The following is a 22,625-nucleotide window of genomic DNA, read 5'->3' as shown; positions in this document are numbered from 1 at the left end:
GGGAGACTAACGGAACACAGCATTCTGCTCGGAGGGAAACGGTGGATGGCGCTGGTGCTGCTCACCAACGACGACGGGATCTTCGCGCCGGGCATCAACGCCCTCAGGGCGCGCATGGAGCGGGAGGAGGGGCTGGAGGTCTGGGCGGTCGCCCCCGACCGGGAGCGCTCCGCCAGCGGCCACGCGATCACGATGTACCGGCCGCTCTTCCCGGTGCGGGTGAACATCCCCGGCGCCACAGCGCCGTGCATCTCCGTCACCGGTACGCCCGCCGACGCCGCCAAGCTGGCCATCGAGGCCCTGCTGCCCCGCAGGCCCGACCTGGTGATCTCCGGCATCAACCGGGGCGCCAACCTCGGCACCGACATCTTCTACTCGGGCACGGTGGCCGCCGCGCTGGAGGGGCCGATCCTGGGGGTTCCCGCCATCGCCGTCTCGCTGGACTCGCACACGGCTGAGGACTACTCGGTGGCCGCCGACTTCACCGCCGGGCTCGCCAGGCGGGTGCTGGCGGAGGGTCTGCCCGAGGGGACGCTGCTCAACGTCAACGTCCCGGCGCGGCCGCGGTCGGAGATCAAGGGCGTGCGGGTGACGCGGGTGGGCCGCCGGCTCTACCGCGACCAGTGGGTGCGCCGGGTGCATCCGCGGGGCCAGGAGTACTACTGGCTGGCCGGGGAACTCGCCGAGGTGAGCAACGGGCGCGAGTCCGACGTGGCGGCGGTGGAGGACGGCTATATCTCCGTGACGCCGATCCAGCTCGACCTCACCCGGTACGACCAGATTGAGCGCATCCGCAGCTGGGAAATCTCCTTCTGACCATTCTGCCTTCCGGGGCCGTATTGATGTATTCTTAGGAGAGTAGTACCCGCATGAGACGACCGATCATCGCCCGCGAGGGGTGGCCGTTCGCCGCCGCCCTGCTGATCCTGGCGCTGCTTGCACTGCTGGTCCACTGGGCCCTGGCCCTGCTGCCGGCCCTGCTCACACTTTTCGTCCTCTGGTTCTTCCGCGACCCCGAGCGGCCCATCCCCGAGGGGGAGCGGCTGGTGGTCTCCCCCGCCGACGGCCGGGTCATGTTCGTGCGGGAGGTGGAGGAGCCGCGGTTCATGGGTGGCCGGGCCATCCTCGTCTCGATCTTCCTTTCCGTGTTTGACGTGCACATCAACCGGGCGCCGGTGGCCGGCGAGGTGCGCTATCGGGAGTACGTGCCGGGGCAGTTCCTGGCCGCGTGGGATGAGACCGTGGGCGAGGTGAACGAGAGAGCCTACCTCGGGCTGGTCTCCGGGCCGCACAGGGTGCTGGTCAGCCAGGTGGCGGGGCTCCTGGCCCGGCGCATCATCACCTGGCCGCAGGTGGGCGACCGCCTCCAGCGGGGGGAGCGCTTCGGCCTGATCCGGTTCGGTTCCTGCACGCAGCTCTGGCTCCCGCCCGGCAGCGAGGTGCTGGTCGGTCCCGGCGACCGGGTGGCGGGCGGCAAGACGGTGATAGGGAGGCTACCGCAGTGAACTTCGGCATAGGTGACCAGCGAGACCGGCACCGGTGGCGGATCCGGGCGGTACGCGGGGGCCGGTGGGTCAGGGAGCGGAGCCGCAAGGGTCTCTCCAGCCTTCCGCACCTGTTCACGCTGGCCAACCTCGCCTTCGGCGTCGGCAGCCTGATTCTCACCATGCAGGGCGAGTGGCGCCTCGCCTCGCTGATGGTCGTGGGCTCGCTGGTGGCGGACGGCCTGGACGGCCGCCTGGCCCGCTGGCTGAAGGCCGACGGCGAGTTCGGCCGGGAGCTGGACTCCCTGGCCGACGTGGTCGCCTTCGGCGTGGCCCCCGCGGTGCTCCTGCACCAGATGGCGCTCTACCAGCTCGGCTACTTCGGCCTCGCGGTCACCATCGTGTTCCCGCTCTGCGGCGCGCTCCGGCTGGCCCGGTTCAACGTGATCGCCACCAGCGGCTACTTCGTCGGCGTGCCCATCACGGCCGCGGGGACGCTGCTCTCGACGATGGCCTTCTACTTCCTGCAGGAGACGACGGCGGCGCCCGCCCCGCACGTCATCCCCTCGGCGATGCTCCTGCTCTCGTACCTGATGATCTCGTCGATCCCGTACCCCGACTTCAAGAAGCGCAGCAAGGGCGCCGGGCTCCAGTTCTGGCCCGTGGTGGGCCCGGTGGTGGCGCTGGGCGCGCTCCTCTGGGCGGCCGGCTGGAACCCCTGGGCGGTGATCCTGATGCCGCTCACCGCCTACGTGGTGCTCGGCCCCTGGCTCGTGGTGGTGAAGAAGTGGGACGAGAAGGTGCAGCCCTGGCTGGCCGGGGCGAACCGCCGCTGAGCTGCACCCACCCGCCCCGTCGTCACAGGCACACCGTGGACCGGCAGGGCCCACGGCGCAGGAGGCAGCCCCTGTGCATACCCCGCAATCTGCACCCATATAGATGGGTCAAGCCATGCGAGGGAGATGATGCTATGCGAGGGGCAGACGGGACCGGGCCGGCCGTGGACGTGACGGCACTGGCCGCCGGGGTGCTGTGGGGCCTGCTGCTGCTCGTGGTGAGCGCGCTGGTGCTGGGCGTTCTCGACTTCCGCTTCCCGCCTGCGCCCCAGGCCGAGGCGGGGCGGACGCTGGTGGTGCAGGGCGTGGCCGCCGGGCTGGCGGGACTGCGGGCGGCGTGGGTGGCCGGGAGGGGGGGCTTCCTCCACGGTCTGCTGGCCGGCATCGCCCTGATCGCCGCGGCCATCGTGCTCGTCGGCATCTTCCGCGACCTGCCCGGCATCGCGGGTGCGGTGCGGGGCCTCCTCCTGGGCGCGGGCGCCGGCGCGCTGGCGGGAGTCGCCGCCGTGAACCTGCGCCGGAGCTGACGGGCGGTTTACAGAAGGTGCGTGCGGGGGAGACTGATGGGTGAGATACCCCCGGAAGGAGGATCGCCCCATGAAGTATCCCTCCGTACTGGTCGCGCTGGCGCTGCTCGCCGCCTTGCCCGCATCCGCCATCGCCTACCGGCTCCTGCCTGAGGAGCGGCTCGCCGAGGTCGTGCAGGTGCGCGCCCTGCGCTACGGCGACACCGGCGAGGCGGTCGCAGCGCTGCAGGAACTGCTGCACGCGCGCGGGTTCGACCCCGGGCCCGTGGACGGGATCTTCGGACCGCTGACCGAGGCCGCGGTGAAGGCCGCCCAGCGCCACTTCGGGCTCGAGGTGGACGGGCTGGCCGGCCGCCTGACCATCGGGGCGCTTCGCGCGCAGGTTCCGACAGGGGCTCGCGCTGGCGCTGACTCGGACGGGACCGGCGCCTGGGGTGAGGACCTCGATGCCGGCTCTACGCAGGTCGGCGAGAGCGTCTCACGGGCGCAGGCTGCCGCCGGCCGGCCCCCTCGCGTGTCGATCGACCGGGCCGATGCGGGCGACTCCCGGCCCACGACCACCGCCGTCGGAACCACACAGGAGGGTGCCCGGTCGAACGCGGGCACGGTCCTCCCGGCGGACGGCGCGGAAGGGCCCGGCCCGATACGGGCCGAATCGGGACTGCTCATCTACCAGGCCGCGAGCGGGGACCAGTCCGGCGTGGCTCCCGCCGCGCCGGCGGGCGAGGTGGCCCTGACGTTCCACCACCTGCCCGCCCCTGAGGCGCTGGACGCGCTGCTGGTCCTCCTGGAGGAGGCCGAGGTGCATGCCACCTTCTTCGTGACCGGCGAGGAAGCGCTCGCCCGTCCCGCCGACCTCCGGCGCATCCGGTCAGCGGGGCACGCCATAGGCAGCCTCGGGTACCGGGAGGTGGACATGCGCCGGATGAGCCCCGCGGACGCCAGGGAGGAGCTGAGGCGCGCCAGCCAGGCCATCCGCGACGCCGCGGGCGCGGCGCCAGAGCTGTTCCGGCCGCCCCTGGGCCGGTTCGACCGCAGGCTGGTCGCCCTGGCGGAGGAGGAGGGGATGCGCGTCCTCCTCTGGTCCAACGCCGCCCTCTTCCTGGAGCCCGATACGCGGCCGCAGCGGCTGGCGGAGCTGGCTGGACGGGCGCTCTACTCCGGGGCGGTGCTGATGCTGCCCCTGGACGAGCCGGCGGGCCTCGCGGCCGTGGCGCCGCTGCTCGACAGGGCTCGCGCGGCGGGCTACCGCGTCGCCCCGCTGGAGCGAATCGAACCGCCAAAGGGAGTGGCGCTGTCGACAATTACAGCCAGATAACGACATCCTTGTCGACCGATTTTTACCAACACTGGCAGGAATGGGGCCGTCCGTGGTCAAATATGGGGGGCAGCAGTCTCATTACCGGGAGGCAACGGCTATGACGGAAGCTGCTACCCCAGTCCCCGCACGGGTGCGTGGTACCGGGTTGCTCTCGGACCTGGCGGCTCTCCCCTGGCACGGGCGCCCACCGGCGGGATGGGCACTCGTTGCGCTGTCCCTGTGGACCGGCCGGGTCGGCCCCGCCATCGCGCGCTGCCGGAAGCTCGTCGCCGCGAACCCCGACCGGCTCGATCTGCGCGCACGCCTCGGCGTGCTGCTCGTGCAGGTGCCGGCGGCAGCTTCGAGCGCCGAGGAGGCTGTGGAACTCCTGGCGCCGGCGGTGCGGCGCGATGGGTCCAACGCCGTCCTGCGCCGCTGGCTCGCCGAGGCGCTGGCGCGGGCGGGGATGACCGACGCCGCCCACGCCCACCTGGAGGCCGGCCTGCGGCTCCGTCCCGACATGCCTGACCTGTGGGTGGCCCGGGGCCGGCTCCTGCTGTCGCAGGGGCGCACGGAGGAGGCCCTGGTGTTCATCGACGGCGCCCTGGCCGGGCGCCCGAAGAGCGGCGCGCTCTGGAACCTGCGGGGCCTCTGCCTGAGCGAACTCGGGCGGCACGAGGAGGCGGCTCGGGCCTACCGCAAGGCTGCCCGGTTCCTGCGGACCGACGGCGCCGTCTGGGCCAACCTGGGCCTGGCGCTCCAGAAGACGGGCGAGACCGCCGAGGCGCTCCGTGCCCTGCTGCATGCGGTGCGGCTCCGGCCGTCGGATCCGACGCTGCTCAACAACGTCGGCTACACGCTCATGCGGGCCGGCCGCACCCGGGAGGCGATCGAGTCCTACCGGCAGGCCAGCGCCCTGGAGCCGGACTCGCCGCTCACCCTGGGGAACCTGGCCGCCGCCCTGGTGGAGGGCGGGATGATCGCGGAGGCGACCAGCATCCTGGACACCGCGCTGCAGAAGGCGCCGGGCGACCCCACCCTGCTCAACAACAAGGGTCTCCTGCTGATGAAGGTGGGGAAGTTCCGCGAGGCGCTGGCCTGCTTTGACGAGGCGCTGCAGCGGGCGCCTGACGATGCGGCCGCGCGCGCGAACCAGGCGGCGTGCTACTTTGCGCTGGGCCGCTACGAGCAGGCCCTGAACGCCTACCGCCTGGCCGTGGCCACCGACCCGCAAAACCGGCAGCACCTCTGGTCCATCGGTGCGTGCCTCGAACGGCTCGGCCGGGCCGAGGAGGCGCTGCAGACTTACAACCAGGCGCTCGGCGCGTGAGCGCGGAACAGGCCGGCTTCCCGCCGGCCTGTTCATTATGTGATCGGCGAGGTGCGCGCCCCCCGCCTGGTGAGGCGGCCCGCTACCGGATGGCAGCGGAGCCTTCAGCCAGGGCCTGCTCGGCGTACCTGATCATCACCTTGACCATGCGACCGCCGATCCGGCCTCCGATGTGGCCACAGGCGCGTGAGCTCATCTCGGACCAGCCCTTTTGCACGATCTGATCGGCGAGGCCCGCCTGGCGGGCGACCTCCCACTTGAAGCGGTCCAGGAGCTCATGCGGTAAACCCGATCGGTGGGCGTGAACTGAGCCACGGTGCGCCACCTCCCTCGGTTTTACGCACCTAGTATTCAACTTCGGGACGCGCATTATGTCTGCTGCTGCGGTCTGGTGGGGATTGTCGCCGTCTGTCCGTGCGTGCCGATGCGGTGAAGGAGCGCAGCGATACTTTGTCGAATCAATGGCATGTTTTGCGTTGTGCAGCGTAAGACCTTGCCACAAAGGAGGTCCGAGCGGTGTCGTCACGCGCTCTGCTCACCCTCGATATCGGTACGCGCAAGGTAGCCGGGTTGGTGACCACCAGCGGACCCAAGGGGCTCAAGATCCTGGCGGCCGAGGTCATGGAGCACGCGGAGCGCTCGATGCTCGACGGGCAGATTCACGACGTCATGGCCGTGGCCGAGGTCGTCTCCCAGGTGAAGAGGAAGCTGGAGCGCCGCGTGCGCGAGCCGCTGCGCGACGTGGCGGTCGCGGCGGCCGGCCGTGCGCTGCGCACCGTGCGCGGCGAGGCGGTCCGCCAGCTCTCCGGCCTGACGCAGCTGACCGCCGAGGAGGTCTTCAGCCTCGAACTGGAAGCCGTCCAGGCGGCACAGACCGCCCTGAGTGAGGTGCTGCGCGAAGGCGAGCGCCCTCAGGACTACCACTACGTCGGCCACTCGGTCACCCGGTGCGTGCTGGACGGGTTCCCGCTCGCCAACTTGGTGGGGCAGCGGGGCACCGTGGCCGAGGTCGACGTGATCGCCACGTTCCTGCCCCGCGGCGTGGTTGACTCGCTGGTGGCGGTGGTGGAGCGGTGCGGGCTCGAGATGATCGCCCTCACGCTGGAACCCATCGCCGCGCTCACCGTGGCCGTGCCGCAGTCCATGCGCCACCTGAACCTCGCGCTGGTGGACATCGGCGCCGGCACGTCGGACATCGCCCTCACGGCCGCGGGGGCCGTCGTGGCCTACGACATGGTGCCCATCGCAGGCGACGAGATCACCGAGGCGCTTTCCGAGGCCTACCTGCTGGACTTCAAGGTCGGGGAGCGCGTGAAGCGGCAGATCAGCGCGGCCGAGTCCGTCGAGTTCACCGACATCCTGGGCCAGACGCACCGGGAGAGCCGGGAGGCGATGGTTCAGGCGCTGCAGCCGGCGGTCCGGCGGCTGGCCGGCCAGATCGCCCGGCGCATCCTGGCCCTCAACAGCGGCAAGCCGCCCCAGGCGGTGCTGCTGGTGGGCGGCGGATCCATGACGCCCAGCCTCACGGAGTGCCTGGCGGCAGAGATCGGCCTGCCCGCCCAGCGCGTGGCCGTACGGGGCCGGGACGCCATCTCGGGGGTGGAGGGGGCCAGGAACATCCTGAAGGGCCCCGACTGCATCACCCCGATCGGCATCGCCGTGGCAGCGCGGGACCACTCCACGCTGGGGTTTGCCTACGTCTACGTCAACGGCCGCGGGGTGCGGCTCTTCCGGCCCAACCGCCTGACCGTGGCGGACGCGCTGCTCGCGGCGGGCGTCTCCATCCGGGAGCTGCACGGCACGATCGGCAAGGGGCTCACGGTCACCGTGAACGGAGAGCTGCGCATCGTGCCCGGGACCTTCGGCCGGCCGGCGCGCATCCTGGTCAACGGCGAGGCCGCGGGGCTGGAGGCGCAGGTCCAGCACCAGGACCGCATCGAGGTCGAGCCCGGCACCCCGGGCGAGCCCGGCCGCGCCACGGTCGCCGACGTGGCGCCCGAGGCGTGCGTGCAGACCGAGCTGGTCCTGAACGGCGACGCGGTGACCGTGCCGCCGCTGGTGACGGTGAACGGCGAGCCGGCGGGCCCGGAGCGGGAACTGCAGGACAACGACGCCGTGGTCGTGCGGCCGCTGCGCACCGTATCCGACGCCCTGGCCTGCCTGGGATTCAGCGATGCGTTGGCACAACAGGTCATTTCGTATACACTGAATGGCAAACCCGAATCTGTTACCTGGCAGCGATACCTGGTATCGCACAACGGCCGGCCGGCGACGCCCGCGGCCCTGGAGTCGCCGCTGGCGCCGGGCGACTCCCTGACCGTAGAGCCGTGCCCACCGCCCACGGCCGGCGCGCTGGCGGCCCGCATCGCCGGCGGCCACGCAGTCCGGGTGCGCGTAAACGGCGCGGAGCACCGGCTGCCGGCCCAGGGCGTGACCGTGCGCGTGAACGGGCAGGTGGCCGGCCATGACGAGCCGCTGCGGGCGGACGACCACATCGCCGTCACCACCAGCGACGAGCCGCCGATCTTCGCGAGCCTGTTGGTGGCTGCCGGGGTCGCCACAACCCCGCCGCCCGGCATGCGGCAGCTCATCATGCGGCTCAACGGGCGAGACGCCGAGTTCGTCACGCCGGTGGCCGACGGGGACGAGGCGGAGATCAAGTGGATCTGAGGGCTAACAGCGACACCGGTCGCAATAGAGTTAGAGGGAGTGCCAACCCACAGGAGGTGATCGCGCGGTGAACCTGGAACGCCTGGGTTCCATCACGTCGGAACTCTCCTCCAGCCTACTCAAGTCGATCGTCGTACCCCAGGGGGGCCTGCGCGGTTGGTTCGCCCGCCATCGTACGGCAGCCCAGCGAGGCAGGAACGGGCGCCCCGACGGGCGGCCCGAGTGCGATCTCGACGTGGCCGTGGCCGAGTACCCTGCGGGTCCGGTCATTCTGATGGGAGGTACCCCCGTACCCGACGAGGCGGTGGTGGCCGCGCTGCACATGGCCGGCGGCCGGTCGGCCCGGGTGGCCGTCGTGCCCGCCGCAGCGACGGCGAACCCCGAGGAGGAGGCGGCTGCTGCGGCACGCCCCTTCACGCGGTTCGGCATGAAGCGGGTGGAGCCGCTCCTCCTGGACTCCCGCGAGAAGGCGGCAGACCCGGCGTGGGTGGCGCGGCTCCGGGAGTATGATGCGATTGTGCTCTGCGGCGACAGCCCGGCCCGGGGGCTGCACGTCCTCCATGCGACGGCAGCGGCGAACGCGCTGCGGGAACACGTGCAGGGCGGCCGCCTGCTGGTGGGGATGGACGCCGCCGCTTCCCTCTTCGGCAGCCGGCTCTTCCCGCACCCGGCGGAGGAGGGCGTGACCGTGGGGCTGGGCATCCTGCCCGCCCTGCTGATCGACGCCGGCTTCAGCGGCGCCTGGCGGTTCAGCCGGCTGGTGCGGGCGATGTCGGCGCCGGAGGCCTCGGCCATGCTGGGCGCCGGCCTGGACGCGGGCACGGCGCTGCTGGTGACCGACGGCGAAGCGAAGGTGCTGGGCGAGTCGACCGTGACGGTGCTCGACCCGTGGGAGCGGACCGCCCCGACGGAGGACCGGCCCGGCGGGCTGAAGGTCCACCTGCTGACGGACGGCTACCGGCTCAACTTCCGCATGCGCCGGGCGACCCCGCCCGAGCCGCAGCCGGCCGAGGGGAAGTAGGGGCGAGGGGAATTGAAAGCGAACTGCGGATCACCGAATCTCGGTGGTCCTTTTTCATGTTGCGGGGATCCTTTCTGCCCGCCTCGGTTGTCCGGGCCCGCAGCCGGGTGGTGTCCGGGGACCCGGCGTCCGTGGCGGAGCCCGATCCGCAGCCGCCCGCCGAGGCATCCGTCGCCAGAGGCGGCACGGGTGCGAAAGGGCCCGCCGGTGCGTCCGGCGGGCCTGGTATGTCCTGCACCTAGTGCTCGGCGTTGGTGTTGAGCTGCCACGGGATGCCGAACTTGTCGGTCAGCGAGGCGTAGGCGGGGCTCCAGTCCGTCTTCTGGAGCGGCATCTCGATCTTCTGCGCGCCCTCGGCCAGGGCGGCGTAGAGGCGCTCGGCCTCCGCAACCGAGTCCACCTGGAGGGTGACGGTGACCTGGTTGCCGACCGTGTACTCCTGGCCCGGATAGGTGTCGGAGAACATCAGCGCCGAGTCGCCGATCGTGAGGTGGGCGTGCATCACGCGGTCCTTGACCTCTTCGGGCATCCCGGGGAAGGGGTTGTCGCCGAACTTGATGATGCCGTGGATCGTGCCGCCGAGCGCCTCCGCGTAGAACTTGATGGCCTCCTCAGCGTTGCCATTGAGCACGAGGTACGGGTTGATCCGCACAGCCATGAGATCCTCTCCTTTGTCCCTCCGATTGGGGCCGATTTCCATGATACGGGGTCGCCGGATCGGAAACAAGCCGCATGGGGAACTTTTTGTACACTCGCGTTGCGCTAACCCGTGAGCAGTGTGAGCCGATGTCCGCCTGCGCATCAAAAACGTTGTCCGTCTGGGCGGTGGCCGGAGTGCCGACGCAGCGCCAACGGGACCGGCGCACGCGTACCAGTTCCTGTGGGCAGCACGCACGGGCCCGGGGCTCACAGCAACCCGCCGCTAGTCGTAGACTCCCGCCTCGACGTAGTACCACATATCGCCCCGCCGCGCCCAGAACCAGACCATGCTGTCGTTGGCGCGGGGGTTGAACGCCGCCGGCTCGCAGCACCTGTAGTGTACCACCTCATCGTAGGTCTGTTCCGCCGTCTGGCCGTCGTACCAGATCCGGATGGTGCCATCCTCCTCATAGAGGTAGAACGGCCGGCCCTTGATGAGGTTCAGCGTGAAGACCTCGCCATAGCCGTTGGCCTCTCTGACGCTCTGCCCGTCCACGACGACGTCGCCATCGACCTCCACGGCCCAGTGGGCATCCCAGGCGACCAGCCCCTTGAACGGCAGGTCCACCAAGGGCTGCGGCATGCGGCCCTCAAACACGGTCTTGCCCTCGCGCTCGAGCCGGTAGCTCCTCCAGTCATCGTTGGCCGTGACCCAGGCCAGGTCGTCGCCCAGGTAGACTGGACGCGTCCACATATGCTGCTGCTCGTCCCACTCCAGAACCTTGCCCGCCCGGATCACCACGCCGCCCGCGTGATCAGTGTAGGCCCTGAAGAACCAGTCTGTCCCGGATGCGCTGAGGAAAACCGGGCTCATCTGATCGCCGCGGATTCCGTCCAGGACCAGTTCGTCGCCCCTGTACAGGCCGTATCTGGCCTCCTCGGCTGCGGGCGCGCCAGGCTGCCCCTCGACCCGCAGCGCGTAACCGAAGCGGGCCAGATCCTGGTTCATGGCCGCCACGTCGGGCTGCGAGCCGGAATCGCGGACTGCCTTGCGCTTCGCAAGGATCTCGGGGCCCACGCGGTCGAAGAAGCCGAAGTGGGTAGGCTTGTCCACGCTGTCGGCGACGATCGGATACTCTTCGACCGTCAGCGCGCGCTCGTTCGTAACGCGGCCGGCGGGCGGAGCCGGCCGCTGGGTCCGGCTGCCGCAGCCGGTCAACCCGGCCACGGGCAGGGCCAGCGCGATGGCCACGACTGCACACCACCTCAAGGAGGAAGGGAGCACAACACACACCTCCTACCAGGTATGAACGAACGAGCGGCCAATTGGTTGCGCGGTGCTTCACATGGCCGCGGTGTCGGATAGGGGGAGGGGGTACCCAGCGCGCCCCGCTGACGGCACTCCCCCCTGAAGGTGCCTCGTTCTACGAGCACGAAGACTCTGACAGAGCGGGTCAAGGTGGTGAGGCTGTAGAGGCGTTCAGGATGAAGAACGGCCCCGAGACGGAGCGTCTGTTCAGGCAGATCGGGCACAATTCCGAGCTCAGGAGATCGCCTGGGTGGAACTGGAAAGCAGGGGCCCGTCTTCGGGAAGCCGCCGTGAAATGGGCGCTGCGGGAGGGCAGGCTGCGCGCCGCTGGGGACTGGTACCACGCGGCGATGATCCTGCGTCACGGCCGGACCCCGGCGGACTCCCTGCTGGCGCGCGAGCGCTGCATCCTGGCCCTCGGGGCGGGTGAAGAACGGGCCCGCTGGCTCGCGGCGGCCAGCGAGGACCGGTTCCTGCGCTTGACCCGTCCGTCCCGGACGAACTGCGCCTGGCTTTCAACGTCCCGCCACTGGAGCGGGCCCTGCGGCGCGTGGCCCTGCGGAACGTCGGCTTCGACGACCTCAGCGAACCGCATCCGGTGGAGGGCGGGCCGACTCGGGCGTGACGCACGAGGCGTGATCCGTACAGCATGTCGCAGCACCACAAGCGTTCCGCACTGCACCCTGACCGTCTGATGCGGAACCCAGAGAGGCCCGTAGGGGCTGAACTTCAGCCTCGCACAGAATCACCCTCTCTTCCTGTGCAACCCCTATTCTCTACATAACATATATTATCGGACGTTGTTTTTCTCTGTCGCCCTGCGCCTGGCCGGCCACCCCCTCCGGGCTGGACACCGGCGGGGCGCATGTGCATGCCCGTGGTCGGCAGCCAGGCAGGTCCCGGCACGGTGAACTAGGGCGAGAAGGTCGCCTCATGGGCACGGCTGCAGAGCCGGCACTCGTTTCACGGAGGTGACCTGCTGCGGATGGATGCTCCGCTGGTCCTTGACCAAGTTGACTTCCATTACGGCCAGCATCGCGCCATCGCCGCGATCGCCGCCCGGCGCAGAGGCGGCATCACCTCATGCGCCTCGCCATAGACCTGCTGGCCCCGTCCGACGGCCAGGTGCGGCTCCTGGGCGCAGACACGGTGCGTCAGCCGTCCTGCCGCCTGCGGGTGGGTCACCTGCCGCTGTCCTTCCAGCCGCCGAGCAGCTTACAGGTGCGGGACTATGTCGAGGCGCTCGCCCTCCTTTCCGGCGTGCCGCACCGCCGGGTGCGGGAGGCTGCGGAGACGGCGCTCGAGCGCGTCGGGCTCCTGGATAAGACCGCCAGCCAGCTCAGCAACCTCTCTTGCGACATGCTGCGGCGTGTCCGGGTCGCGCAGGTGATCGCCCACGACCCCGAACACCCGATCCTAGACGAGCCGGCGGCGGGACTGGACCCGGAAGAGCGCGCGGTGTCCTGGTGGGCAGCGGGGCGTGAGGCGCGCGGGCTCTGACCGCAGAACGGGCCGGCCGCACCCCTGCGAGGGGAACGGCCGGCCCTGGCAAGCCTTCACCGGCGGTCCCGCTGTACCGGCTCCGCGTGGGTCTCTCCCTGCCGGAACAGCGAACCGTCATCGCAGCCCGCGTGAAGGTGCACCACCACCTGCAGCCGCGGCCCGAAGTTGACGCGATGGGTGACAAAACCTTCCTCCTCGATCGGCTTCCCGCACCGCTTGCAGGTCAGCCGGCCCTCCCGCCGCAGCCTCTCCGCAGCCGCCCGCAGCTCGTCCTCCGACGGGTCGACCAGCACCGGTCTGTCGGCCTTGAGCGCATCGGCCAGGAGCCGCTCCATCTCATCGCTCACGCATGACACCCCCGGTTTCGGCGGACCTTATGTCCCGTCCGTTCAATCCTACGCCGGGGGTCCTGGCTTCATGCAGTGCCGCCAGCACCTTGCGCTGGACCGTGGGCAGCGGGTAGTCCTTCAGCTCCTCCGGGGCGACCCAGCGCCGGTCCGGCGTCTCCGGGATCTCACAGCCGGGTCCCAGCTCGGCCCGGTAGCAGCGGATGTACCAGACCAGGTGGGTGAAGGCGTGCGTGACGTCAACCAGGTGCTCCCCCACCACCGCCTCCACCCTGAAGGCGTCCCAAAGAACGGCTCGAAGGGCGTCCTCCGGGCTTCGCCCGGGGGGAGCGTCGCCGCCGGGCAGCTCCCAGAGCCCGGCGAGGAGCCCGTCCGGCGGTCGCCGGGTGAGCAGCAGCCGCCCGTCCTGCTCCACCACGGCCGCGACCCGCTCGACGGGGCGGGGGGCCCTGGCCTTCCCCTTCACCGGCAGTCCGCCAACCCTGCCCGCCCGGAAGCCCTCGCAGGCCTCCCGCACCGGGCAGAGCAGGCACCGGGGCGAGCGCGGGGTGCAGATCGTGGCGCCGAGGTCCATCAGCGCCTGGTTGAAGTCGGCCGACCTTCCCGCGGGCATCATCGCCCTCACCAGCTCGGTGATCACCTTCCGGGTCGCGGGGAGGGCGATGTCGTCTGCGATCGCGTACAGGCGGGCGATGACGCGAAGGACATTGCCGTCCACGGCCGGCACCGGCCGGTTGAAGGCGATGGAGAGGATGGCCCCGGCCGTGTAGGGCCCCACCCCCTTCAGCCGGGACACGGCCTCGGGATCGTCCGGCACGCTGCCGCCGTAGCGGGAGACCACCTCCCGGGCCGCCTGGTGCAGGTTGCGGGCGCGCGAGTAGTAGCCGAGCCCCTCCCACGCCTTCAGCACCTGCTCCTCGGGGGCCCCGGCCAGCGCCTCGAGGGTGGGAAACTGCGCCATCCAGCGCTCGTAGTACGGAATCACCGTCTCCACCCTGGTCTGCTGGAGCATCACCTCGGAGACCCAGATGTGGTACGGATCGCGCGTGCGGCGCCAGGGCAGGTCGCGCCCGTGGCGCCCATACCATTCCAGAAGGCGGCCGGCAATCTCTGCCGCCCGCCTGCGTTCCTGCTGTTCGTCCTGTCCGGGGTTCCGCAACGATGGCCTCGATCCCTTCTGCTGCGGCCTGAGGCCGCGCCTGGTGTGCGGGATACTTCGCCGCCAGGCGCCCGGCCTCCTGCAGGGACCTGTCTCTCAGGCCAGCTGCGCAGCAGGCTAGCCGCCCTGGCCGGTGCTGAGGGGCTCGTCTCCTCCGCAACCCTCGCGGTTGTTGGGCTGGCCGTATGCCTGGTTCTGACCGGGGTTGCCTCCCTGGCCCTGCTGTCCCCAGCCGCCCTGACCGCTCCCGCCGAAGAGCGCGCCATCGCCGCCGCTCATCTGCTGCTGGCCGCCGTTCTGGCCCTGGCCCTGCTGCCGCCAGGTGCCCTGCCCGCTGCCGCCGCCCTGGTTCTGGCCGGCGCCCCGGCCCTGCTGCCACGAGGCCCCCTGGGCGCTGCCGCCGCCCTGGTCCTGCTGTTGCCAGCCCTGGCCACTCCCTTGCTGCTGCCAGTTACCCTGACCGTCTCCCTGTTGCTGCGAACCGCCCTGTCCGCCCCCCTGCTGCCACCGGCCCTGGCCATCACCGCCGCCCTGGGGTCTCGCGCCCCACCGGCCCTGCCCGTGGCCGCCGTCCTGTCCCTGCTGCTGCCAGGGGCCCTGCCCGTTGCCGCCGCGGCCCTGGTCCTGGCCGGGGGACCGGTCGCCGCCCTGACCGCCTCGCTGGTTACCGCCCTGCCCGCGGCCGTCATGCCCGCCAGCGTGGCCCTGCTCCCGCCCCTGCTGGCCCCGTGCCTGCCCGACCAGCTGGTTGTACTGGCCCAGGTACTGAAGGCGGGACTCAAGGATCATGACGTGCCGCTCCATGTCCTCCGCCATCTGCTTGAAGACCTGGTGGGCTTTCTCGTCTTCCGACTGCGACGCGAAGAGCAGATAGTTGCCCCGGGCCGCCTGCGCCATGGCAATCGCCCGTTCCAGGTCACCGTGTACCGTCATGCCCGCATTCTCCTCCAATCCCAGCCGTGGGCGGTGGAATGACCTGCCCCGCCGCTCTCCTTCCAAATCGCCTGCGGCCGGAGGCCGCGCCTCGCCGGTAGTCTCTGCAGTGGGAATGAGCGGTATGCGAACCCGCCGATCGCGCGCGTAGAGAAAGAGCCCGTCCGGCCGGTCGTCCCCGGCGGACAGGCTCTCGCTGTCTCCCCAGTCTAGTCTCCGCCTGCGTAGGAGTGCAGGCCGACGATCAACAGGTTGACGCCCACCAGCGTGAACAGGACCACCCCGAAGCCCAGCACGGCCAGCCAGGCGGACTTGCGCCCTTCCCAGCCCCGGCTGATGCGGAAGTGCAGGTAAGCGGAGTAGACCAGCCAGGCGATCAGCGCCCACGTCTCCTTGGGGTCCCAGAACCAATAGCGGCCCCAGGCCTCCTTCGCCCAGATCATGGCGAAGATCAGGCCGCCCAGGGTGAAGATCGGGTAGCCGATGGCCACGGCGCGGTAGCTGATCTCGTCCAGCAGCTCCGGGTCACCGCCCACTCGCACGGCCAGGGCGTCGCCGATGCGGCCGCGGGCGACGAAGCGGCGGATCGCCCAGTAGAGGAGCCCGCCCACCGCCAGCGAGTAGAGCAGGGTGTTCAGGTGCTTGCCCCGCCAGCCGAAGGGTACGACCACCGCCGGCAACGGGACGCCCAGGACCGACCCCTTCTCCCCCACCTCGGCGCCCCACGGCCCGATGATGGGCGGCAGGTGGTAGGTGCTGCCCGAGGCGAAGATCCACTGGAAGCCCGACCAGCGGAAGATCAGGGCCAGCAGCGTGAAGCCGACCATGACCAGGATGATGTAGAAGAGGACTTCCATCAGGCGGACGCCCCAGAGGCGCTCCCAGCGCTGGTCGGCCGTCTCCGTGGGCGCGGCCGCTGCCGCGGCACCTGCCGCGCCGGCGACCGCCCCTCCCTCCAGCGCGCTGGCCGCCTCCGCTGCAGCCCGGCTGCGCGCCAGCTCCAGGCCGCGCACTCGCAGCAGGTAGAGCAGCGCCGCGCCGAACGCCACGGCGAAGAACCCCTCGCCGAGGGCCGCCAGCGAGACGTGCAGCGGCAGCCAGATGGACTGCAGCGCCGGGATGAGCGGCGTCACCTCGGGCGGGAAGACGTACGAGTAAGCCAGCAAGAACAGCGTCACCGGGGTGACCAGCGCCCCGACGATGTACAGGCGGTACATGCGGTGCAGCACGAGGAAGGCCACCATGCTGGAGAACGCCATGAAGCCGATGAACTCGTACATGTTGGAGGTGGGCCAGAAACCCGAGCCCTGCCACCGGGCGAGGATCGCCAGCCCGTGCAAGGTCACGCCCAGCACGTTGGCCACGGTGCCGTGCCCGGCGGTGCGCTCGAACCGGGTGCCCCCCGAGATTCGCCGCCCCAGCGTCCCCGAGACGTAGAGCAGGAAGGCGATCAGGTAGGCTGCGAAACCCCCGAACAACAGCCACTGAGCCAGATCGAGCAGAAACGCGTTACGCGGTGTCATTTCGCTCCGTCCCCTCCCCCTGGGGTGCGCCGAAGAGGCGCTGGATCTCCCGAGTCAGTCCGAACCGGTTCTTGTACGCCCGGGCGCCGATGAGAACCCCCCCGTTCTCCTCCCGCACCCAGACCTGCCAGTGGAAAATGAAGAACGTGATCAACATGCCGATGAAGACGACTGCGAGACCCGCGTACATGTAGGGTACCGTCTTGTCCTGGTGCAGCTTCAGGGCGGTGTACCAGCGGGTGTCGACCCGCTCCACCTCCAGGTAGTACGGTCCGGCGTAGACCGCCGGCACATCGCCCAGGATCACCAGGGCGACCCGGCCCAGGACCTGCTCGGTATCCGCCGTCACCACCTCGGCCATGACCACCGGGTTGCGCACCTCGTAGGACGCGTTGGTGGGCTGGTTGGTCTCCGGATCGAGCATGAAGTCGTGCAGATACGTGCGGACGGCGACTTTCAGGTTGGTCCCCTCGATCGGGTACTCCGGCGCCGGATCCCGCAGGTCGAAGGGGATCCTGGTGACCACCTGGCCGGTCTCCGCGTGGACGAGCCGCAGGTGGGCCACGCCGGGCTCCTCCCGCCACGAGGCCTGATAGATGTCCCAGCCGCCGTACGAGAGCGGCTTGTTCACCTCGATCGTCTTCCGCACGACCTCCTGCCCTTCCACGAGGATGGAGGCGTCGGTGGCGTAGCGGGACGGCATGCCGTTCTCGTACAGCTCGATGGTGAACTGGTGGTTGGTGATCGCGAAGTCCGTTCCCGGCACCTTCACGGTCTGCCCGTCGGGAATCCAGACGTCCTGTGACTCGTCCCACCCCGGCAGCGCCTTGGCGAAGGCGGCGAAGCAGACCACCAGGAGCCCGATGTGCAGGATGTAGGGGCCGTACCGGCTCAGGCGGCCCTTTTCGGCATACAGGCACTCCCGGTCCCGCCAGATGCGGTACCCGGCCCTGTTGAGCCTGGATTCGGCCTCCCCCAGGCTGACCCCGGCCTCCAGCACCACCTGCTGCTTGCGCAGGAAGTGGGGCAGCTTCCAGACCTGCGGGCGCACCAGCTGCCGGTGCAGCGGCACCAGCCGGTGCAGCGAGCAGATGATCAGGCTGATGACCAGCATCAGGATCAGGGCGGCGTACCATACCGACGAGTAGGTGTGGGTGAGGCCCAGCCGCATGAAGAGGTTCCCCCAGAACTCCCCGTAGCGGTCCGGGTAGTAGAGATAGGGCGGCCTCCAGTCCTGGTACAGGGACTCCTGTTCGATCAAGGTGCCGAGGATGGAAGCCGCGGCGATGAGCACGATGAGGACGGAAGCCACCTTGGTGGATGCGAAGAAGTCCCACGTGCGGTCCAGCAGGACCACCCACGGGCTCGGCCCCTCCGGCTGCCGCACCCGCTCCTTCTCTCCCAGCGCCAGTCCGCAACCCGGGCAGAACTGGGCCCCCACTGGGAGCGAGCGGCGGCAGGCCGGGCAGTTGGCTGCACTGACAGCGGCCAGCGAAACTCCCCCCTGCTTAAGGGGGAGACCGGAGTCCCCCCCTCTGCTGCGATCAGAATCCTGTGAACCCCGTAACCTCCAGCAGCCAGGCCGACAGGCGCTCCATGGTGCCCGTGGCCAGCATGATGCCCATCACCACCATGATGGCGCCGCCGACCCGCTCGATCGCCAGCGAGTACTGCGCCAGCTTGCGGACGGAGCCCAGCGCGTACGCCATGCCGATGAAGGGCAGCGCAAAGCCGACCGAGTAGGCCAGCAGCAGCAGGCCCCCGTAGCCCGGGCTTGTGGCGGCCAGGGCCAGCACCGCGCCCAGGATCGGGCCGATACAGGGCGTCCAGCCTGCTGCGAAGGTGAGGCCGATCAGCGCTGACCCGAGATACCCCTCGGGGCGGCTGGCCAGCTGGCGGCGCGTGTCCCGCATCAGGAAGGGGATGCGCAGCACGCCCATCAGCGTCAGCCCCATGACCGCGACGAAGATGCCGCCCGCCACCGGCAGCCAGGAGCGGCTGCTGTAGAAGAAGGAACCCAGCGCGCTGGCCGTGAGGCCCAGGGCGATGTAGATCACCGAGAACCCGGCGAAGAAGGCCAGGCTGTGCTTCAGGACCCGGACCCGGACGGCGCGGGAACCGGCGGAGATCTCGGCCACCGAAACCCCGGTCACGTAGCTGAGGAAAGACGGGTAGATCGGCAGGACGCACGGGGAGACAAACGAGAGCACCCCTGCGCCGAAGGCGAGGAACAGGTTCGGTGTGGCCATGGGCATCGACTCCTCCTAGCGGGCCAGCAGGCGCCCGACCTCAGCCTCGATCTGCGGCAGCGACATCTGATACTGGTACACCCCGCGGATGATCCCGTCACGGTCGATGAAGAAGGTCGCGGGAATCGGGAGGATGCGGTACGCCCGCTGGGCGCTCTCGTCGGCGTCGATCAGGATCGGGAAGTCGACCCCGAGCCGCTCGGCGAAGTCCCGCACCGCCACCCGCGACTCGCCCACGTTCACGGCGTAGAACCGGAGCCCCATCTCCTTGTACTTGTCGTACACCTGCTGGAAGTCAGGCATCTCCTTCCGGCACGGGGGGCACCAGGTCGCCCAGAAGTTGATGACCACGGGCTGCCCGGCCAGGTCGGAGAGGCGCACGACGGCGTCGCCGTCCAGCGTCTCCAGCGCGAAGTCGGGCGCCGGCGTGCCCACCTGCGGCACGGTCTCCGCCTCCGTGCGCGGCACCAGCAGCATCACCAGCACGACCGCGGCCAGCACGCCGAGCGAGATGCCCGATACCCAGCGCTTCCAGGCCGGCCGCCGCGCCAGCTCCGCGGCCCGGCGCGCCGCCGCTGCCTCCTGCGAATCCCAGCCGCAGCCGTGGCAGAAGCGCCCGCCCTCCTCGAGCCGTGTGCCGCACTCCGGACAGACCACAGGTCATCACCTCGCCCTGACACTACAGACGTTCGTTCGGCTCCTCCAGATACCTGGAAGCCTCGAGCATCAGATGTGCGATTCATTATAGCAAAGTATTTGCCACCCAGGTCAATCCAGCCCCCGTCTGAAAGGCCCGACAAAGACGGGCCCACACCCTCAGGTGTGGACCCGATTTCTAACGGTTCTAAGCTGGATCGCTACCAGCCGGCTGCACGCCGTTCGGGGCGGTAGTGCTGGGCGAAGCGCTGGTTCCAGGCGCGCAGTTCGGGAAAGAGCCGGTCCACGGAGAGCGAGATCTCGAGCATCGGAAGGCCGCCGCGCTCCTCCACCGGCGTGCGGGCGGTCTCCGCCAGCAGGCGCCCCACACGCCTGCTGAGGGCCCGGAGTTGCTCCTCGTCCCCAAAGTCGCCGGCCGCCGCGGCCCGGAGGACCTGCGCGTAGCGCTGGCGCAGCCGCACCAGCCGCTCGTACAGCTCGGCCGGCAGCCTGCCCTCGAAACTCTGCACCACCACCGCCATGAGCTCACCCTCCCTCGCGCGTCAGCGCCCGCCGGACTCCGTAGGGATGAACAGCACCTGACCCGGGTGGATCTCGGCCGACGACAGGCCGTTCAGCCGCCGGATCTGGTAGACGACCTCCCGGACGTCGCGGTTGCCCGCGTGGGCGACCGCGATGTCCCACAGCGTGTCGCCGTACGCCACCGTGTGGTGGACGCCCGTCGGGGGCTCGTGGGACTGCGTGTGGACGAGCCGGGGGAACAGCAGTACGGCAGCGCACACCGTGAGTGCAAACAGCACGGCCAGCGTGCGGGCACGGCGGACCGCCCTGGGCGTGCGCCGCCTGACCCTCCTGCTCCTCGACTCTACGTACGTCGCGGCCATCGTGAACCCTCCCTCGCCCGAACACATCGCCGCAGCCAGCGGAACCTCTGTTCGCCTTGAGGGTATCACGAATGAACGTTCTGGTCAACCCCCCTGACCACATTTTTTCGAACAGGCGTTTGCAGAAGGCCCGTCATATGGTACAATCTACCCAACCGGACCGCGCAGGAAGGATAAGGGCGAGTGGACGCCGGATCGCGGGTGCGCTCGCCGTCAGTTCAGGAGGTGTCGCTGCATGCCGGAGTCCCTGACGGAGCGACAGCGCCAGATCCTGCAGTTCATCAAGGACGAGATCCGCACGAAGGGCTACCCCCCCTCGGTGCGGGAGATTGGTGAGGCGATCGGCCTCAGTTCCAGCTCCACGGTCCACGGGCACATGACGCGGCTGGAGGAGAAGGGGTACATCCGCCGCGATCCCACGAAGCCCCGGGCCATCGAGGTGCTGGACGGAAGCACCACGAAGCTCCAGCGCACCATCACGGTTCCCGTGGTGGGCCGCGTGACGGCGGGCCAGCCGATCCTGGCCCAGGAGACCATCGAGGACCACTTCCCGCTGCCCTCCGACTTCGTCCGTGCGGACGAGTCCGACCTCTTCTTCCTGAAGATCCAGGGCGACTCGATGATCGAAGCGGGCATCCTCGACGGCGACCTCGTACTGGTGCAGCGGCAGCAGCACGCCAACAACGGCGACATCGTCGTGGCCCTCATCGAGGACGAGGCGACGGTCAAGCGCTTCTTCAAGGAGCAGGACCACATCCGGCTGCAGCCCGAGAACCGCTTCATGGACCCGATCATCGTGCCCGACTGTCAGGTGCTGGGCAAGGTGGTCGGCCTCGTCCGGCGGATGCACTGATTCGGGCGCAGCTGACTGCGAAAACAGACAGCCCGGTGGGAGCGGTGGCTCCCGCCGGGCTTCCTGTTTCCTGTGACCGCGTCACGCCCTAGAAGATGGAGAGGTACTGGTCGAGCTCCCACTGGTGGACCTGCGACCGGTAGATCTCCCACTCGATGGACTTCGCCTCCACGAACCGGCGGTAGACCTGCTCGCCCAGCGCCTCCCGGATCACGGGGTCGGCCTCAAGCGCCACGAGGGCGTCCCGCAGGCTCTGCGGCAGCATGCCGATGCCCTCGGCCTCCCGCTCCTCGGGGGTCATCGCGTAGATGTTCCGGTTGACCGCCGGCGGCGGCGTCAGCCCCCGCTTGATGCCGTCCAGCCCGGCCGCGAGCGTGACCGCCAGCGCGAGGTACGGGTTGCAGGCGGGGTCGGGCGAGCGCAGCTCGATGCGGGTGGAGCGGCCCCTCCGGGCCGGGATGCGGACCAGCGGCGAGCGGTTCCGCTCGGACCAGGCAATGTAGCTGGGCGCCTCGTAGCCGGGAACCAGCCGCTTGTACGAGTTGATCAGCGGGTTGCAGATGGCGGTGTAGGCCGGGGCGTGCAGGAGCAGTCCGGCGATGAACTGCTTGAGCAGCGGCGACACGCCGTCGGGCTGGCTCGGGTCGTAGAAGGCGTTCTCGCCGTCGCGGAAGAGCGACATGTGCAGGTGCATGCCCGAGCCGTTGACGCCCGCCACCGGCTTCGGCATGAACGAGGCGTGCAGCCCGTGCTGGATGGCGATGGTGCGCACGACGAACCGGAAGGTGGCGATGTTGTCGGCGGCGGCCACGGCGTCGGTGTACTTGAAGTCGATCTCGTGCTGCCCCGGGGCCACCTCGTGGTGGGAGGACTCGATCTCAAACCCCATCTTCTGCAGGGCCAGCACGCAGTCGCGCCGGCACTCCTCCCCCCGGTCCACCGGGCCCAGGTCGAAGTAGGAGGCCTGGTCGATGGGCTTCGTCGTGGGCCGGCCGTCCGGCTCCCGCAGGAAGAGGAAGAACTCCGGCTCGGGGCCGACCATCATGGTGAAGCCCAGCTTCGCCGCCTCGGCGCAGACCCGCTTCAGAGTGCCCCGCGGGTCGCCCTCGAAGGGGGTGCCGTCGGCGTGGCACACGTCGCAGATCAGCCGCGCCGTCGCTCCCTCCCCCTGCTCCTGCCAGGGGAAGACGGCGAAGGTCTGCGGATCGGGCCGGAGGAGCATGTCGGCCTCCTCCACCCGCACGAAGCCCTCGATCGACGAGCCGTCGAAGAGCACCTGGCCGTCCAGCGCCTTCTCCAGCTGTTCCGCGGGGATGTCAACGTTCTTGATCAGGCCGAGGATGTCGGTGAACTGGAGCCGGATGAAGCGCACGTCCAGCTCCCGCACCCGCTCCATCACCT

General features: G+C 70.0%; 23 protein-coding genes. 10 read left to right on the top strand and 13 right to left on the bottom strand.

Annotated elements, in window-relative coordinates:
- Nucleotides 1-45: 45 nt before the first annotated feature.
- The 6 genes from surE to J2Z79_RS00990 all read left to right on the top strand — a co-directional run bounded on the left by surE (nt 46) and on the right by J2Z79_RS00990 (nt 5,477).
- Nucleotides 46-816, top strand: coding sequence for a 5'/3'-nucleotidase SurE (gene surE, locus J2Z79_RS01015; RefSeq protein ID WP_209464972.1), 771 nt, complete (start codon nt 46-48; stop codon nt 814-816).
- 53 nt (nt 817-869) lie between these two features.
- A complete protein-coding gene (locus J2Z79_RS01010) occupies nt 870-1,505 on the top strand; it encodes a phosphatidylserine decarboxylase family protein (RefSeq protein WP_209464971.1) in 636 nt (211 codons plus the stop codon).
- Nucleotides 1,502-2,320, top strand: coding sequence for a CDP-diacylglycerol--serine O-phosphatidyltransferase (gene pssA, locus J2Z79_RS01005; protein WP_342589388.1), 819 nt, complete (start codon nt 1,502-1,504; stop codon nt 2,318-2,320). Before J2Z79_RS01010 ends, pssA begins: the two co-directional genes overlap by 4 nt.
- 134 nt (nt 2,321-2,454) lie before the next feature.
- On the top strand, nt 2,455-2,847 hold the full coding sequence (locus J2Z79_RS01000) for a TIGR04086 family membrane protein (protein WP_209464970.1): 393 nt from the start codon (nt 2,455-2,457) through the stop codon (nt 2,845-2,847).
- Between the two features lie 70 nt (nt 2,848-2,917).
- On the top strand, nt 2,918-4,165 hold the full coding sequence (locus J2Z79_RS00995; RefSeq protein WP_209464969.1) for a polysaccharide deacetylase family protein: 1,248 nt from the start codon (nt 2,918-2,920) through the stop codon (nt 4,163-4,165).
- 100 nt (nt 4,166-4,265) lie between these two features.
- Nucleotides 4,266-5,477 (top strand): tetratricopeptide repeat protein, encoded by a 1,212-nt coding sequence (locus tag J2Z79_RS00990; RefSeq protein ID WP_209464968.1) that lies wholly within the window; start codon nt 4,266-4,268, stop codon nt 5,475-5,477.
- Between the two features lie 82 nt (nt 5,478-5,559).
- Here the strand turns inward: J2Z79_RS00990 and J2Z79_RS00985 are convergent, their stop codons facing one another.
- The gene (locus J2Z79_RS00985) at nt 5,560-5,847 is read right to left on the bottom strand and encodes an alpha/beta-type small acid-soluble spore protein (protein ID WP_209465056.1); all 288 of its coding nucleotides are present in this window, start codon (nt 5,845-5,847) and stop codon (nt 5,560-5,562) included.
- A gap of 146 nt (nt 5,848-5,993) precedes the next feature.
- Between J2Z79_RS00985 and J2Z79_RS00980 the strand changes: the two genes are divergently transcribed.
- Both J2Z79_RS00980 and J2Z79_RS00975 read left to right on the top strand, forming a co-directional pair.
- On the top strand, nt 5,994-8,147 hold the full coding sequence (locus tag J2Z79_RS00980) for a cell division FtsA domain-containing protein (protein ID WP_209464967.1): 2,154 nt from the start codon (nt 5,994-5,996) through the stop codon (nt 8,145-8,147).
- Nucleotides 8,148-8,214: 67 nt separating this feature from the next.
- On the top strand, nt 8,215-9,168 hold the full coding sequence (locus tag J2Z79_RS00975; RefSeq protein ID WP_209464966.1) for a cyanophycinase: 954 nt from the start codon (nt 8,215-8,217) through the stop codon (nt 9,166-9,168).
- A gap of 238 nt (nt 9,169-9,406) precedes the next feature.
- On the opposite strand, the gene J2Z79_RS00970 is transcribed toward J2Z79_RS00975, so the two are convergent.
- Together J2Z79_RS00970 and J2Z79_RS00965 are read right to left on the bottom strand one after the other, a co-directional pair.
- Nucleotides 9,407-9,826 carry a VOC family protein gene (locus J2Z79_RS00970; protein ID WP_245301798.1) on the bottom strand — a complete coding sequence of 140 codons (420 nt, stop codon included), beginning with the start codon at nt 9,824-9,826 and terminating at the stop codon, nt 9,407-9,409.
- Nucleotides 9,827-10,090: 264 nt separating this feature from the next.
- Nucleotides 10,091-11,059, bottom strand: coding sequence for a hypothetical protein (locus tag J2Z79_RS00965; RefSeq protein ID WP_209464965.1), 969 nt, complete (start codon nt 11,057-11,059; stop codon nt 10,091-10,093).
- A 1,140-nt stretch (nt 11,060-12,199) separates the two neighbouring features.
- Between J2Z79_RS00965 and J2Z79_RS00960 the strand changes: the two genes are divergently transcribed.
- On the top strand, nt 12,200-12,616 hold the full coding sequence (locus tag J2Z79_RS00960; protein WP_209464964.1) for an ATP-binding cassette domain-containing protein: 417 nt from the start codon (nt 12,200-12,202) through the stop codon (nt 12,614-12,616).
- A gap of 56 nt (nt 12,617-12,672) precedes the next feature.
- Here the strand turns inward: J2Z79_RS00960 and J2Z79_RS00955 are convergent, their stop codons facing one another.
- The 9 genes from J2Z79_RS00955 to J2Z79_RS00915 form a co-directional block, all read right to left on the bottom strand.
- Complete coding sequence (locus J2Z79_RS00955; RefSeq protein WP_209464963.1) at nt 12,673-12,966, bottom strand: hypothetical protein; 294 nt, start codon at nt 12,964-12,966, stop codon at nt 12,673-12,675.
- On the bottom strand, nt 12,956-14,125 hold the full coding sequence (gene mutY / locus J2Z79_RS00950; RefSeq protein ID WP_245301796.1) for an A/G-specific adenine glycosylase: 1,170 nt from the start codon (nt 14,123-14,125) through the stop codon (nt 12,956-12,958). Before mutY ends, J2Z79_RS00955 begins: the two co-directional genes overlap by 11 nt.
- 117 nt (nt 14,126-14,242) lie before the next feature.
- The gene (locus tag J2Z79_RS18215) at nt 14,243-15,058 is read right to left on the bottom strand and encodes a DUF1657 domain-containing protein (RefSeq protein ID WP_245301794.1); all 816 of its coding nucleotides are present in this window, start codon (nt 15,056-15,058) and stop codon (nt 14,243-14,245) included.
- A gap of 209 nt (nt 15,059-15,267) precedes the next feature.
- Entirely contained in the window at nt 15,268-16,581 is a 1,314-nt protein-coding gene (gene ccsA, locus J2Z79_RS00940) for a cytochrome c biogenesis protein CcsA (RefSeq protein WP_209464962.1), read from the bottom strand.
- Entirely contained in the window at nt 16,568-17,968 is a 1,401-nt protein-coding gene (gene resB / locus J2Z79_RS00935; RefSeq protein ID WP_209464961.1) for a cytochrome c biogenesis protein ResB, read from the bottom strand. The genes ccsA and resB overlap by 14 nt, the downstream gene beginning before the upstream one ends.
- 157 nt (nt 17,969-18,125) lie before the next feature.
- On the bottom strand, nt 18,126-18,830 hold the full coding sequence (locus J2Z79_RS00930; RefSeq protein ID WP_209464960.1) for a cytochrome c biogenesis CcdA family protein: 705 nt from the start codon (nt 18,828-18,830) through the stop codon (nt 18,126-18,128).
- A 15-nt stretch (nt 18,831-18,845) separates the two neighbouring features.
- Nucleotides 18,846-19,487 (bottom strand): redoxin domain-containing protein, encoded by a 642-nt coding sequence (locus tag J2Z79_RS00925; protein ID WP_209464959.1) that lies wholly within the window; start codon nt 19,485-19,487, stop codon nt 18,846-18,848.
- 200 nt (nt 19,488-19,687) lie between these two features.
- Complete coding sequence (locus tag J2Z79_RS00920; RefSeq protein WP_209464958.1) at nt 19,688-20,008, bottom strand: hypothetical protein; 321 nt, start codon at nt 20,006-20,008, stop codon at nt 19,688-19,690.
- Nucleotides 20,009-20,029: 21 nt separating this feature from the next.
- Nucleotides 20,030-20,371, bottom strand: a complete 342-nt coding sequence (locus tag J2Z79_RS00915) for a LysM peptidoglycan-binding domain-containing protein (RefSeq protein ID WP_209464957.1) — start codon at nt 20,369-20,371, stop codon at nt 20,030-20,032.
- Nucleotides 20,372-20,606: 235 nt separating this feature from the next.
- Between J2Z79_RS00915 and lexA the strand changes: the two genes are divergently transcribed.
- The gene (gene lexA, locus J2Z79_RS00910; protein WP_209464956.1) at nt 20,607-21,224 is read left to right on the top strand and encodes a transcriptional repressor LexA; all 618 of its coding nucleotides are present in this window, start codon (nt 20,607-20,609) and stop codon (nt 21,222-21,224) included.
- An 88-nt stretch (nt 21,225-21,312) separates the two neighbouring features.
- Here the strand turns inward: lexA and glnA are convergent, their stop codons facing one another.
- Complete coding sequence (gene glnA, locus J2Z79_RS00905) at nt 21,313-22,620, bottom strand: type I glutamate--ammonia ligase (RefSeq protein ID WP_209465053.1); 1,308 nt, start codon at nt 22,618-22,620, stop codon at nt 21,313-21,315.
- Nucleotides 22,621-22,625 lie beyond the last annotated feature (5 nt).

It is taken from the genome of Symbiobacterium terraclitae (assembly GCF_017874315.1).
Classification (GTDB): Bacteria; Bacillota; Sulfobacillia; order Symbiobacteriales; family Symbiobacteriaceae; genus Symbiobacterium; species Symbiobacterium terraclitae.
The sequence above is the reverse complement of the archived record's forward strand: the minus strand, read 5'-3'. Positions and strand labels throughout refer to the sequence as shown.

What these genes read in the sequence shown, in the direction of transcription:
- J2Z79_RS00990 (WP_209464968.1), top strand. Translation starts at nt 4,266, where the DNA reads ATGACGGAAGCTGCTACCCCAGTCCCCGCACGGGTGCGTGGTACCGGG.
- glnA (WP_209465053.1), bottom strand. Translation starts at nt 22,620, where the DNA reads ATGGAGCGGGTGCGGGAGCTGGACGTGCGCTTCATCCGGCTCCAGTTC.
- J2Z79_RS00930 (WP_209464960.1), bottom strand. Translation starts at nt 18,830, where the DNA reads ATGGCCACACCGAACCTGTTCCTCGCCTTCGGCGCAGGGGTGCTCTCG.
- ccsA (WP_209464962.1), bottom strand. Translation starts at nt 16,581, where the DNA reads ATGACACCGCGTAACGCGTTTCTGCTCGATCTGGCTCAGTGGCTGTTG.
- lexA (WP_209464956.1), top strand. Translation starts at nt 20,607, where the DNA reads ATGCCGGAGTCCCTGACGGAGCGACAGCGCCAGATCCTGCAGTTCATC.
- J2Z79_RS00985 (WP_209465056.1), bottom strand. Translation starts at nt 5,847, where the DNA reads ATGCGCGTCCCGAAGTTGAATACTAGGTGCGTAAAACCGAGGGAGGTG.
- J2Z79_RS01010 (WP_209464971.1), top strand. Translation starts at nt 870, where the DNA reads ATGAGACGACCGATCATCGCCCGCGAGGGGTGGCCGTTCGCCGCCGCC.
- surE (WP_209464972.1), top strand. Translation starts at nt 46, where the DNA reads ATGGCGCTGGTGCTGCTCACCAACGACGACGGGATCTTCGCGCCGGGC.
- J2Z79_RS18215 (WP_245301794.1), bottom strand. Translation starts at nt 15,058, where the DNA reads ATGACGGTACACGGTGACCTGGAACGGGCGATTGCCATGGCGCAGGCG.
- J2Z79_RS00995 (WP_209464969.1), top strand. Translation starts at nt 2,918, where the DNA reads ATGAAGTATCCCTCCGTACTGGTCGCGCTGGCGCTGCTCGCCGCCTTG.
- J2Z79_RS00970 (WP_245301798.1), bottom strand. Translation starts at nt 9,826, where the DNA reads ATGGCTGTGCGGATCAACCCGTACCTCGTGCTCAATGGCAACGCTGAG.
- J2Z79_RS00920 (WP_209464958.1), bottom strand. Translation starts at nt 20,008, where the DNA reads ATGGCGGTGGTGGTGCAGAGTTTCGAGGGCAGGCTGCCGGCCGAGCTG.
- J2Z79_RS00915 (WP_209464957.1), bottom strand. Translation starts at nt 20,371, where the DNA reads ATGGCCGCGACGTACGTAGAGTCGAGGAGCAGGAGGGTCAGGCGGCGC.
- J2Z79_RS00960 (WP_209464964.1), top strand. Translation starts at nt 12,200, where the DNA reads ATGCGCCTCGCCATAGACCTGCTGGCCCCGTCCGACGGCCAGGTGCGG.
- J2Z79_RS01000 (WP_209464970.1), top strand. Translation starts at nt 2,455, where the DNA reads ATGCGAGGGGCAGACGGGACCGGGCCGGCCGTGGACGTGACGGCACTG.